The following is a 12189-nucleotide window of genomic DNA, read 5'->3' as shown; positions in this document are numbered from 1 at the left end:
GGCGTGGGAGCGCGACGCGGCATGGATTACGACACATGGTCCGAGAACCAGCAGACGGCGACCGTCACCGTCGACGGACACGACCTCGAGGTCGCCTACTACGACGACGGCGACGGCGATCCGGTCGTGTTCTGTCACGGCATCCCGACGTCATCGTTCCTCTGGAACGAGGTCGCGCCGCCGCTTTCCGACGGGCACCGGGTGATCGCGCCGGATATGGTCGGCTACGGCAACTCGGCGATGCACGACGGCTTCGACCGCTCGATCCGGGCGCAGGAGGTGATGATCGACGGGCTGGTCGACGAACTGGGCCTCGAGACGCTCTCGTTCGTCGGCCACGACCTCGGCGGCGGCGTGGGGCTTCGCTACGCCGCACACAACCCCGACACGGTCGAGGCGCTCGTGCTCTCGAACGCGGTCAGCTACGACTCGTGGCCGATCGAGACGATCGTCGACCTCGGACTACCGTCGACGATCAACGAGATGAGCGTCGACGAACTCCAGGAGATGTTCGAGGGGCTCTTTCGGGACACCCTGACCGGCGACCCCGACGAGGCGTTCGTCGAGGGGATGCTCGCGCCTTGGGACTCGGAGGAAGCGATGATTTCGCTGTCGCGAAACGCCATCGGGACGAACACGAGCCACACGACCGAAATCGACCCGAGCGAGATTACGGCCCGGACGCTCCTGCTATGGGGCGCCGACGATGAGTTCCAGGCGATCTCCAACGCCGAGCGGCTCGAGGACGACATTTCGGACGCAGAACTCGTCGGACTCGACGACGCGAACCACTGGGTCATGGCCGATCGACCGGACGCCTACCGCGATCGACTGGACGAGTTCCTCGAAGGTGATTGAGCCAGTCACCACTATACGCGGTTTCGGTTCACGAGCGGACGACTGCGACTCCATATTTTGATCGCCTGACTTCGGCCACTATCTCGGGGCATCGGTTTCGACGCCTGGTCTGTCGTCGTGCGGCGCTCCCAGACCGAAGTGAAATGATTATTCTGCATCGCCGATCCCTTTCGGGGGAGAACCAGGGCAATAAATCTTTGGGGCGTGTTGTTTCTGGATACAGTACCGGAGAATGTCCTTTGAGTTCTCGAACAATTTTCTGACCGTGATGAACATAAATAGACGACGCGTTCTTCGTCTCGGTGGTCTCGCGACGGTTGCAGCTCTCGCGGGCTGTTCCGATACGAATACCGAACAGGAGCCGAACGAGGACGACACGACCGATCAGGAGATGGACGGCGGGAACGACGGCGAGTCGTACGGCTGGGAGGACGCGACCTGGGACTCCTACTGGTACTCCCTGTACAACATGAGCACCAACATCGCGATGAGCGGGAACGGCGTGTTGTTCCCGCACAACGACGAGCAGCAGGCTCAGTTCGACCAGCGGTTTCCGGCGATGCTCGAGGCAGCAGGCCAGGAGCAGCCGCCCGTCAAGAACGCGAATCTGAACATGGCCGCGTTCACCGAAGGAGATCCGTCGTTCACCCAGCCGCCGGTGCTCGAAGACGATAGCGGGCGGCCGGACGCGAGCACCCTCGAGTGGGATAAATCGAAGTCCTCCGGCGTGGTGAGTCCCTCGTCGCTGGCGTGGACACACCTCAAGGGAGTCACGTGGGCGAAAAACTTCGAGGCCCATTTCGACGTCTTGCCGGACGACATCGCAGCGGAGTTTCGCTCGGAAGTGCTTTCGACGCTCGCCCAGATCGGCATCAAGGCCACGCTCATCGCCGGCGGACCGGAGGGCAACGGTGCCCTCACGGCCGGCGACGATTCGTTGCAACTGATCTCGGGGTTCCGACCGGGCGGTCCGGAGGTTACCGACTCGACGCCGCGAGTCCACCATCACTCGGCGATGCTCTGGTTCCTGTCGGAGATGGTCAGCCTCTCCCAGGGCGGCTGGTTCGGATACGAGAATCCAGAGCCGCTCATCCCCGCGGATAAGATTCAGGAGTTAGCCGGCGGAATGTTCCGGACGACCCGGTCCCAGTTCGCGCCGGCCGACATCGCGTCCCGGTCGACGCGGCAACTCGGCCAGACGCTCGGGGCGGTCGGATGGTACGGCACTCAGGCCGGAAACGATCAAATGCAGGCGAACGCCGTCGAGTACGCGAACGGCCTCGCTGGGGCGGTCGAAGACGCCCTCGACGACAACGGGAAGGTCGAAAACGGACCGGCGAATCAAGCCGCAACCCAGGGGCTGGTCGGTCAAGGACTGCTGTGGGCGTCGGAACTCGACGGTGTCGACCACACGGACACCGCCGAGAACGTGCTCGGATACATGACCGACGAACTGTGGGACGCCGACGCGGGAACGTTCAAATCTGGGTCGAACGCGACGACCTACACGATCACGGCTCGAGACGCCGGCGACATCGTCGGGGGGCTCAACGCGGGAGACGCCGTTCTCGAGATGGAGGGCGCGAAGGAGTTGTTCGCCAGATTCTTCAACCAGACGTTCAACCGCGGGCGACTTCAGCGCGCCGAGCGGCCGCAGTCTCGTGACGACAGCGCCGAGCATACGCTTCCGCTGCCACCCGAAGCTGGCGGCGAATACGGCCAGGCGGCGGTCTCCAACGCCGTGGTCGAGTACGACTCCAACGCCGACGAGTGGTCCGTGACCGACGACCGGTTCAAGACAGAGTGGTCACTCTACCTCGCCAATCAGGATATCTGGATCGGGCAGTGGGCTGGTGACTTCTACCAGGGCCGCGGTCGCCCGGGACACTCCGACTCGCCCCCCAGCGAGTAAGTCGACGACCGATTTCACGAGGACGCCGCGACCTTCCAAGCGTGAGAAGGCCGCTCTCGAGGACCTGTTCGCGAGATCACCACCGAGAACCGGTTCGCGTAGAGTACTTATCGCTACTCCGTCGTCCGATAGAACGAAGCAGGTCCGTGATCGTCCTCCCACACGAACGCGAACAGCCGTCGACCGGGCACGCGTTCGAGTTGACGACCATCGGCGCTTTCGCCAGTGATGCCGTTCCAGGTCGTTCCGGCAGCAGACAACGCCCCGTCTCGATGTTCGAATTCGAAGCCGGGATTTTCGAACGCGTGAATCCCGTCGTCCGTCGCGAAAACAACGATGTCTCGCCCGCCGATGGTATCGGTGACGACACCTCCTGCGGCTTCGAGTTGTGATTCTGGATAACCGATGGCCTCGCCACCGTGTTCAATTCCGAGGACGAGCGTCTTCGCGTCGAAATCATCACGATCCCAAGATCGGCGCGTTCCTTCGCCGCGCATCCCGTAGAGTCCGAAGTCTCCCCGTTCGACGTACTGCTCGTACGGTTCCAAGCTGTAGATCTCGAGCGGGGAGCGGTCGCTCTCCGTCTCGGTCCCGCGGACGGGTTGGAGGACGATCCCATCCGGATGATCGGTGACGAACCGTTCCCATGAGACTACGGGCGACGGGAGCGCCTCGAGCTGCGCTCCTTCCAGTTCGCCGGCGATAGCCGTCCCGGTCGGTTGTTTCCACTCCGATTCCGTCTCGCGGTCATACATGACGAGTGCATCGTCGGCGAGTTTCCCGGACACGCCGAACGTTACCGTTCGTCCGTCGACCGTTCGATCGTATACGACGGCGCTCCAGCAGATCGGGCACCAGGTGACTGCGATGGGGCGATCGTCAACGGTGTCGTTGACGATTTCGTGGTAGCTGAGGAAGCGAATCGGGCACGCTCGAGGGGGATCGCCGTCGGCGACGATCACCTCGTCGTCAGAGTCTCCGACGTACTCGTCACCGAATTCGGGCTCGTCGATACTCGGAATGGCGTCACGCGGGAGGACGTTCCGTACGTTCATTTTCGTAATCCGTTACTCCGCCCTCGAGCGGAGACGGTGGGCTCCTTCATGCGATCGAACTCTCTTCGTCCGCCGCCGCCGTGAGGTGTTCCTGACCCCACTTGGCAATCTCCTGGATGACCGGTTCGAGCGACTGGCCGTGCTCGGTCAGCGAGTACTCGACGCGCACCGGTTTCTCGCTGACGATTTCCCTGTCGATCAACCGTTTCTCCTCGAGGTCGTCCAGGGTGTCCGAGAGGACCTTGCTCGAGATACCACCGACCTCCGTTTTCAGCGCGTTGAACCCGAGCGGGCCGTTGGCCAGCAGTCGATGGAGAACCACCGTGTGCCACTTCTTGCCGATCAACGTCGCGGTGGACGTGACGGGACACCAGTCTTCGCCCGCGCACCATATTTCCAGTTGTTCTGTCGTCTCGACCATGGTTGTGTCCTCGTTCCGGATCACCATACAGTTACGTGTAGTAACTACGTTACTATAGGTATCTATCCGTTCCTCTCCAGTGAATGGTGACCTGTCTTTCGGGACGGGAGGGGCGTCAAGCCATTGCCAGCGCGTCGATCCAGTCGGTCGACTGAATCCAGGCGTCGTCGATCAGTTCGTCGTAGACGATCAATTGTAAGTCGTCCGTCTGAACGGCGGAATACCGTTCGAGCGAAACTGCGTCGACGCCGACAGTCGTTTGTCGATCCGATGGTGTGGTGTCTGCGGACATGGTGGTCCTCCGGGTAGGTAACCTTGTAGTACTAACTAACAGTTGGTTACTCATAAGGGCTCGCGAACGACTAGGTTACGAGGTAACACCGGGGTAAGTCAGTCCTCGAAACCCACCGATTGGTCGGATGCGATCGAATCCGAGACAGAGTAGAGCGATCTCCTCGCGTCGCGGAAGTCGACGCGTTCGTCGATGACGTCGACATCGCGAAGGCGTTCGAGCGCGTCCCGAACCGTCCGCTTGCTTAGCCGAGTTTCGGTTGCGAGCTGTCCTTGAGTCATCGTACCGTCGATCGCGAGGACTTTCAAGACGAGTTTCGCGCTCGGTGGGAGGTCATAGAGCCGGTCAGAAAGACGGGTCACACGCGCTCTCTTGGTCTCGGAATTATATACTCGTATACCGGTGGTGCACTGCGCGCACACGACCGCATGGACTACCGCTCAATTCAGACATGGGTACGGTTACCGTTCGACCCGTGCGGCCGCGAGTTCGTCGATACGCTCGAGAAGGTCGTCGGCGGTCGGACGATCGGCGGGATGTTTTCCGCGATGAACGTATTCGATCGACGGTTGCTCACTGGAAGTATCAACGAGAATCGCCTCGGGCATCCGTCCGACCATGTCGTGGAACGAACCGACGGCTCCAAATCGAACCGGTTGATCGTACCGGTCGCTCGTCGCCTTCGATTCGTCGGCCAGGAGCGGAAACGGGAGTTCGTACTGTTCGTTCCCGAGGTGCTCGAGGCCACTCTGGAGTATCTGAACACGCTCTACGACCAGCTCGGCGATCGTCGGAAAGAGCTGGTCATCCTCACCGTCGCACGAGCGCGTAGCGCCCGCTACGAGTGGCACCAGCACGTCGACATCGCTCGCGAGAAGGGCGTCGCGGTCGACGAGATACGGGCGATCGGCGGCGGCGACTTCTCGTCGTTCGACGAGAGCGAGTTCGTCCTGCTCCAGTACGCTCGAGCCGTCGAATCCGGGACGGTTTCGGATCAGATTCACGACGCCCTCGCTCGGGAGTATTCGCCGGCGGAGATCGTCGCGGCCGGTCTGCTCATCGACTTCTACGTCGGCCTGTGCAACTACATCGCCGCGGTCGATCTGCCGTTCGAAGGCGGGGAATTCGTCGGCTGGGTACCTGACGACAGGACGGTTTCACGGCTCTTCGACGACGAATCGTCGTAGATCGCCGTCCGTCTCGGCGCCCGCGAGATGAGGGGTACTCCCTCCGAATCAGGGACAGTCGCTCTCGTCGACGGGCCGGGGATCAGAGCCCTGATCGACGGCGCGTGTCGCGCCCGACTCGAGATTCACGACCAGCAGCCGACCGCCGTACTCGTGCGTCTGGTCGTGCCCCCGAACGACGACGCAGGTAACGTCGTCCGGAATCTCGATCGTCTCCGAGCGGGTGAACGGCTGCTGGTCGTGTGCGTGGAGGAGGTCGCGCCGACCCAGTTGCGTCCCGTCGAGCGTCTCGACCTGCCACCAGTTCGCGTAGCCGTCTTCGCCCGCGTCGTCGTGGTGCAACGAGACGTCGAACGTGTACGCACCGTTTTGGCGCTCGAACGCGACGTCGACGACGTTCGCCTCGCGCAGATCGAGGTCCGCTTCCGTCTCTCCCTCTGGCTCCGAATCGGGACCGTCGTCCGGATCGGGGTCGTCTGCCTCCCCCGCCTCGTCACCGTTCGGGGAAGATTCGCCGGCCGAATCCGACCCGTCGCTACAACCGGCCAGCGTCACGGACGCGAGCGCGCTCGCCAGCCCGCCGAGGAGGCGTCGTCTGCGGGGAGCAAAATCCCTCATAGTACTTCGTCGACATCCCGCATACAAACGCTCTCGGATCGGGCGCTCGCTTCGGATCACGTCGGGATATCCCGGAAGGAGAGCATCCATCTCGTCGACGACGGTTCCCTAGTCGATCCCCTCGAGGGTGGCGTCGACGTGGAACGCGTCGGCGTCTCGGACGTGGTTGATCGCGTTTGCGGCCTGGATCACCATCTTCGAGGGGGTTCACCCTCGGTTGAGACACGTCCCGCCGAGCGCCGTCTCGAGTCCGGCGTTCGCGGCCGCCGCAGCGACATTGTTAGCTGTGCCACCACCGATGACGAGGACGTCAAAATCGGCTATTCCAGCGGTACCACCACCGGAAGCGCGTAAATAGTGGCGGGGGTATTCGTCGGGGAAACACGACCGCCGAGCCAATAACGCGAGGGGGAAAATAGCCGGACACGTGCACGATCCTGACACTCCCGCCGAAGGATGTGGTACAGTCGTGGGGATCAGTGGTGAGAGGCTTCGATCTCCGCGTAGTACACCTCTTTCGACCAGTCACCGTTGAGATACGCGGTAGCCCACTCGGGCTCGAGAAAGACCATGAAGTCGGTATACATATTTTCGTCGAGGGCAGTCGGCATCGCTCGGTAGTCGAACCCCCGATCGACGATGTCGGCGTAAGCGTCTCCGAGAATCCGGACGTCACCTTCCACGCCGCGGCTGTCGGTGTACTCCGGGACGAACATGCTGTGTAACTGCCATTCCCGCACCGAGAGGTCGTCGTCGATCGATTCGACCATCTCCGCCGCGAGCGCTCTCGTTTCTTCACTGACGTCGCTTCCGACGTCGCCCGGGTGATCGCCGTTGCTAGCCTCTTGCTCCGCGTCCCCTTCACCCTCGTCCGTCCCACCGAGGCAGCCTGCGACCGTTCCGACGCCGGCCACGGCCCCGATAGTCAGAACTGATCGTCTCGATACGCCGTCGCTCGTGTCGGATATATTTCTCTTCATGGTGTTGCTCCGTCAGAGTGGCATCTACGGAAACACGGGTCCTGACCAATAAAAACCCGTACTCGATCGTGCGCCCTCGACGAACGATCGATTAGCTGATACGAACGGGGGTCGGTAGAAGCGCGGACTTCCGGCGGGGACCGCCGGAACGTCACGCTCCGGGAGTCGTCAATCGCACCGTCAGCACTCGACACAGACCCAGACGCGGTTCGGTCGACCATCGCTGTGTCAGAACGGGCGCCGACGCATCGACGAGAAACCGATCGGGAGCCACCTGATGCGTTATCCGACGCGCTCGTCGAGATGTAACGCTTTGAAAAATCGTCGAGCGATGTCATCGAACAGCAACTCGAGGAGGTGATCATCGTCGAATACGGTATCGCCGAAGCTCCCGAGCCGGAGCGAACCGCCGGCCATGTCCCGATGACCACCGACGTCCCCGACGTCGAGCGAGCGTAGCGCTCGTTTCGGCGCGCTACCCCTCGAACCGTCTGGGTTCTTTCGTCCAGTCGTATGCCGAGAAGCGAAGCGACGGCGACGACTCCGGCGGGATCTGCTCGAATTCCCGCAGCAATTCACGTATTCCCGATCGACCGCCGAAATCGCCGACGAACCACAGGCAGAATCGCGGTACCCGCACTCGATTTCGCTCGGCGTCGTACTGGACCGTCTCGTCGAGATACGACCGCGTCGCGTCGTCGAGGGTCTCGTCGACGGTGTCGGGGTCGTACGCGAGGACGGCCGGACAGCTCGCGGCTCCGCAGTTGAGCGCGAAGTGAATCCGTGGATCCACCTCGATCCGGTACGCGCGGTCGAGTCCCGTTCGCTCGACCCGCGGGAGATACCCGAGCCCGTACTTCGATCGACCGCCGCGGAGCACTCCGTGTTCGATGTCGTCGAGGCTGAGATCGACGCCCGCGACGGTCACCGCGGGCGTCCGGAAGAACCGCAGCCGCGACTCGAAGAGGGTCGGACGGCGCTCGAGCAGGAGCTGCGCGCCGGCGTTGTAGACGTTGAGCCAGAACGCGAGCCCCTGACGCCGGTCGGTCCGGACGGGAACGAGGTCGTCGTCACCGGCCTCGGCGATCCGGCTTGAGAACGGATCGGGCGACTCCTCACGCCTGACGCTCTCGAACAGGCCGCGCGCGGCGGAGGCTGCGGAGAGGTCCGTAAGCTGTGTGCCCTCGGGCTCGGGAGCCGTCACTGGAGAAGAGGTATCGCCCTCGGGCGCCTCGCTTTGATCCTCTCCGGAGGAGTCTGCCATACGATGACACGGCCATCGGGCCACAAAACCGTTGCGCGGTGTGGTACGGAGCCTGCAAAAGCAGCCGCGCGCCACACGAAGCCGAGGAGAGAATTCAGGGCGTAGTCACCCGACCACCCCGACCCACCACCAGGCGAGCATTTTCGTCGCTGCGAGAGTGACCATCTCGAGGACCGCCGGAAACGGCGATCGCTGCCGCGTCAGGACGGCTCTCCCCCAGAGGAGAAACGGGAGCGGTGCGAGATGAGCGACCGCGACGGCGTCCGGGAACACGCCGATTCCCCACGTGACGGCCGTCGCAGTCGCGGCAGTGACGGCGAGGACGGTGAAGCCACGCCTGATCCGCGCGGGAGACCACCGAACCGCGAGCGTCCGCTTTCCGACCGTCGCGTCCGCCGCTCTGTCCGGCCAGTGCGTCGCGAAGAGGTTGCAGCCGACCAGCAGCGAGAACGGGACGACCGCGAGTGCGGCAGCGAACCCCGGAGAGGCGACTACGGCGACGCCGTACAGCGGCAGCAACAGCCCGCCGAGCAACGCGTTCACGGGCTCACCGAGACCGCGTCGGACGAACGCGATCGGCCACAGCGAGTACGCCAGTCCGAGACCGAAAATCGTCGCGAGGAGCGCGACCGCGTCGAGCGGCAGTCCCAGGGTATCGGTCGCCCCACCCACGATGGTCAACGCGATCGCGACCGACGCGATCGTCGACGAACGAAGGAACGTTCGCGGTAGTCCCGATCGGACGAGCGCTCCGCTACCGCCAGAAAACGGCGTCCGATCCGTCAGCGCATCCGTCTCGACGTCGGCATACTCGTTGGCGTAGTGGATCGCGATCGAAACGGAAAGCAGTGCGATCAGCCCCCCGAAACGGCCTCGAAAAACGGGGCTGAATTCGCGTCGACGGGTGCGGATTCAGGCGCGACCAGCGGTGGTCCCGCAGTCGCCATTCCGACACCGAGTGCGTAGACTACCGCGATGAGCCCGAGTTGGCTGGGTCGCGCGGCCGCCCAGAGCGTCCAGAGTCTCGGCATCCGGTCGGGGACTGCCGAACTCGAGGGCGGCGACTCGGAATTCGAGGCAGTCACGGTACGGCCTCCGTACCGACACCCCGTAACTCCGCCGACCGGTGTCCGTTTCCGGGAGGGCTGCGTCGCCTCGTTGGCACCCTCACTGCGATGCTCCGGCGATGTCGATCTTCCCGGCGACGTACACCAGGCTCGAAAGCAGCAGGAGGATTCCCAGCGGCAACACCCACACGAACAGGGTCAACAGGAAGCCGCTCGCCTGGACACCGAGGGCGATCAGAACGACGGGGCCACAGCAAACCGTTCCCGACAGTAACGCGGGCGCCGAGGCGAACAGACCGGCTCCCGCGCCGAGCCCGCAGGCCGCCGGTTGCACGACCGCGAGGTAGGTCAGCCCGAGGTTGACGCCGACGAGCCCGGCGATCGAGAGACCGATCGCAATATTGAGTGGCGCGATCAGGATTCGAACGACGCCGGTGTCGAGAAGTGCGACGGCTTCGAACGACGCGGGGCCGGTTCGTTCGAACGCTCGAACGAGCGGATCGTCGACCACGATCAGGTTCGCCGCGACGTCGGGCCGAAATGCGAGGTCGCCGGTGGCCCAGAGAAAGGTCACGAGGTAGCCCGCCGAGACGACGGCGGCGATCGCCAGCGAGTCGTATCGGCGGAAGACGAGGGCGATCGCGGCCAGCGTCTCGTCGAGTCGTCGTTTCGGGTGTAGCTCGAATCGGCTCTCGGTACTCATGCGTGGACCTCCGTCGACGGGTAGTAGCCGTACCAGGCGAACCACATCGCGTCGAACCCGATTTCGCGCTCGAGCGGCAGCGCAGTCGGTTCGTGCGCGGTACCGTCGACGGTGACGGCGTCGCCGTCGTACTCGACCGTTCGATCGTCGGGATTTCGATACACGTGGCCCGCATCGAGGTCTCTGTCGTAGACGGTCACGTGCGGAACGCCGCCTACAGATCCGTCGACGACCGAGCGCTCGCGGAGGGTCGTCTTGGGAACCGCGACAGAACCGTCGGCGTTCCGGGCTCCGACGACGACCTGCTTCGCGGGGAATCGGTCGTCGGTCGCGAGAGGACTGAACAGCGTGTTCTCGTCCTCGTAGTAGCCGCTCCGGGGATTGTATCCGCCGTAGGGATCGTCGCCATAGTTACGGATGTGACCGGTGTCTTCCGTGAGCACGGCCGTATCGGGGTGCCGGTCGCTCCATCGTTTCCACGTCGTCCAAGTCACCTGAAACTCTTCGAGGTATTCCCCTTCGTTCGGACCGCGGATACCCCGCGCGAGCATCTGGGGCCACCACGTCTCCGTCCCGCGGTCGTACATCACGAGGTTGCTGTTAACCAGTCGGCCGGAGACGCCGAATTCGCTTTCACCGCGGTAAAAGCCCTGTGCGGTCCCGGTCAGCGGACAGTACGTCACTGCGACCGATTCGCCACCGACGACGTCGTTCACGACCTCGTGCCACACGAGTACATACTGCGGATACGCCTTCGCGTTCCCGTTCAACTCGACCCCGAAGACCGGATCGCCGGCGGCCAGGTTCGCGGGCGGATCGTCGGCCGAGGAGAACTGGGGATCGTCGATCGACGGGATGTCGTCCTGTCCCGGGCCGCCGGACAGGCTCGCGTCCTCGAGTTCGTCGGTCGTGTACTCCTCGGGAAGCGATCGGTCGGCAAGGGGCGGGCCGCTCATCGACGTCGCTTCGCGATCTGATGCACCTGAGCCGTCCAGACAGCCCGCCAGCACCGCGAACGCGACGCTACCGGCAGCGCCGATAGTGCGACGTCTCGACAGGGTGTTGCGTCGTCCGTCGCGCATAGGTGTCGAAAGGGGCTCATCGCAGATAACCCGGCGTCGGCCGTGCGTGATCGACGCACAGCCCCGTATCGATTTTTAGCGTCGTCCGACGAAACCATCGCGTGCATCTCACAGACGGGAACAGCGACGGCGAGGCAGCGCAGAATCGAGCGAATCCGGCGGCGAAGAACCCGTTCCGGAACGGCATCGATCGACGCCGAGTACTGCGGTCCTCCGCTGCGATCGGCGCGACAGCGACGCTGTCGGGCTGTCTTTCGGACTCGACTGGAAGTCAAGCGCCCACGGTGTACGTGTTCAACAACGCCGATCGAACGATGAGCGTCATCGACGGCGCCGCCGACGAACTGATCGAGACCGTCTTCATCGATACGACCCCGTTGTTCCCGGCCAATCAGTACGGAACCGACGTCGAGGTCTCTCCGTCGGTGATCGGGAGCCGACGTTCTGCCCTGGGGACAACTGTTACTGCGGATGACGCGGCGACTCGCCTCATCGCAGCGATCGCCGGTCGAGACGGGATTCGATCGCATCGGCGCTCACCCGGGTGCCGATTCCTACCACCGAAATGGGGTTACTACTCGGCTACCTGACACTATTTGATGCTGGCCCGACGAAGGGATATGTGAGACGATCACCAGATGATCCAACTGCGGCTCGAACCACCGAAATCGGTAGCGCAGAGATTTGCGGCTTTGATAGAACGCAGCAGAATGATCCGGACTGGTAGACTCAACCCGCTGATCGCTGCTC

15 protein-coding genes and 2 pseudogenes are annotated in these 12189 nt (G+C 63.4%); 4 read left to right on the top strand and 13 right to left on the bottom strand.

Annotation, left to right across the window (positions count from 1 at the left end; genetic code table 11):
- Positions 1–21 precede the first annotated feature (21 nt).
- Together NDO75_RS11180 and NDO75_RS11175 are read left to right on the top strand one after the other, a co-directional pair.
- Positions 22–858 carry an alpha/beta hydrolase gene (locus tag NDO75_RS11180; protein ID WP_310906324.1) on the top strand — a complete coding sequence of 279 codons (837 nt, stop codon included), beginning with the start codon at positions 22–24 and terminating at the stop codon, positions 856–858.
- Between the two features lie 268 nt (positions 859–1126).
- Positions 1127–2770: a hypothetical protein gene (locus NDO75_RS11175; protein ID WP_310906323.1), complete on the top strand. Its 1644-nt coding sequence runs from the start codon at positions 1127–1129 to the stop codon at positions 2768–2770.
- A 113-nt stretch (positions 2771–2883) separates the two neighbouring features.
- Here NDO75_RS11175 and NDO75_RS11170 read toward each other — a convergent pair whose 3' ends face one another.
- From NDO75_RS11170 to NDO75_RS11155, 4 genes are all read right to left on the bottom strand, one after another.
- Positions 2884–3825, bottom strand: a complete 942-nt coding sequence (locus NDO75_RS11170; RefSeq protein ID WP_310906322.1) for a DUF3179 domain-containing protein — start codon at positions 3823–3825, stop codon at positions 2884–2886.
- A 46-nt stretch (positions 3826–3871) separates the two neighbouring features.
- Entirely contained in the window at positions 3872–4246 is a 375-nt protein-coding gene (locus NDO75_RS11165; protein ID WP_310906320.1) for a helix-turn-helix domain-containing protein, read from the bottom strand.
- 115 nt (positions 4247–4361) lie between these two features.
- On the bottom strand, positions 4362–4538 hold the full coding sequence (locus NDO75_RS11160; protein ID WP_310906319.1) for a hypothetical protein: 177 nt from the start codon (positions 4536–4538) through the stop codon (positions 4362–4364).
- 98 nt (positions 4539–4636) lie between these two features.
- Entirely contained in the window at positions 4637–4900 is a 264-nt protein-coding gene (locus NDO75_RS11155) for a helix-turn-helix domain-containing protein (protein WP_310906318.1), read from the bottom strand.
- Between the two features lie 366 nt (positions 4901–5266).
- Here NDO75_RS11155 and NDO75_RS27755 point away from each other — a divergent pair.
- Positions 5267–5725: pseudogene (locus tag NDO75_RS27755) on the top strand (carboxymuconolactone decarboxylase family protein); the annotation flags it as partial.
- A gap of 48 nt (positions 5726–5773) precedes the next feature.
- Here NDO75_RS27755 and NDO75_RS11145 read toward each other — a convergent pair.
- From NDO75_RS11145 to NDO75_RS11110, 9 genes and pseudogenes are all read right to left on the bottom strand, one after another.
- The gene (locus NDO75_RS11145; protein ID WP_310906316.1) at positions 5774–6343 is read right to left on the bottom strand and encodes a hypothetical protein; all 570 of its coding nucleotides are present in this window, start codon (positions 6341–6343) and stop codon (positions 5774–5776) included.
- Positions 6344–6454: 111 nt separating this feature from the next.
- Positions 6455–6667 (bottom strand): annotated as a pseudogene (locus NDO75_RS27750) (dihydrolipoamide dehydrogenase); the annotation flags it as partial.
- Positions 6668–6819: 152 nt separating this feature from the next.
- Entirely contained in the window at positions 6820–7323 is a 504-nt protein-coding gene (locus NDO75_RS11140) for a hypothetical protein (RefSeq protein ID WP_310906314.1), read from the bottom strand.
- A 282-nt stretch (positions 7324–7605) separates the two neighbouring features.
- On the bottom strand, positions 7606–7740 hold the full coding sequence (locus tag NDO75_RS11135) for a hypothetical protein (protein WP_310906313.1): 135 nt from the start codon (positions 7738–7740) through the stop codon (positions 7606–7608).
- Positions 7741–7798: 58 nt separating this feature from the next.
- A complete protein-coding gene (locus tag NDO75_RS11130) occupies positions 7799–8587 on the bottom strand; it encodes a DUF547 domain-containing protein (RefSeq protein WP_310906312.1) in 789 nt (262 codons plus the stop codon).
- A 105-nt stretch (positions 8588–8692) separates the two neighbouring features.
- Positions 8693–9415 carry a prenyltransferase gene (locus tag NDO75_RS11125; protein ID WP_310906782.1) on the bottom strand — a complete coding sequence of 241 codons (723 nt, stop codon included), beginning with the start codon at positions 9413–9415 and terminating at the stop codon, positions 8693–8695.
- A 26-nt stretch (positions 9416–9441) separates the two neighbouring features.
- Positions 9442–9672 (bottom strand): hypothetical protein, encoded by a 231-nt coding sequence (locus NDO75_RS11120; RefSeq protein ID WP_310906311.1) that lies wholly within the window; start codon positions 9670–9672, stop codon positions 9442–9444.
- A gap of 82 nt (positions 9673–9754) precedes the next feature.
- Positions 9755–10357, bottom strand: a complete 603-nt coding sequence (locus NDO75_RS11115; RefSeq protein ID WP_310906310.1) for a hypothetical protein — start codon at positions 10355–10357, stop codon at positions 9755–9757.
- Positions 10354–11439 carry a DUF3179 domain-containing protein gene (locus tag NDO75_RS11110; protein WP_310906309.1) on the bottom strand — a complete coding sequence of 362 codons (1086 nt, stop codon included), beginning with the start codon at positions 11437–11439 and terminating at the stop codon, positions 10354–10356. The genes NDO75_RS11115 and NDO75_RS11110 overlap by 4 nt, the downstream gene beginning before the upstream one ends.
- A gap of 101 nt (positions 11440–11540) precedes the next feature.
- On the opposite strand from NDO75_RS11110, the gene NDO75_RS11105 reads away from it, so the two are divergent.
- Entirely contained in the window at positions 11541–12029 is a 489-nt protein-coding gene (locus NDO75_RS11105; RefSeq protein ID WP_310906308.1) for a twin-arginine translocation signal domain-containing protein, read from the top strand.
- Positions 12030–12189 lie beyond the last annotated feature (160 nt).

Source organism: Natrinema sp. 1APR25-10V2 (assembly GCF_031626495.1).
Lineage (GTDB): Archaea > Halobacteriota > Halobacteria > Halobacteriales > Natrialbaceae > Natrinema.
Note: the sequence above shows the minus strand (reverse complement) of the source record. Positions and strands in the feature narration are given on the sequence as shown.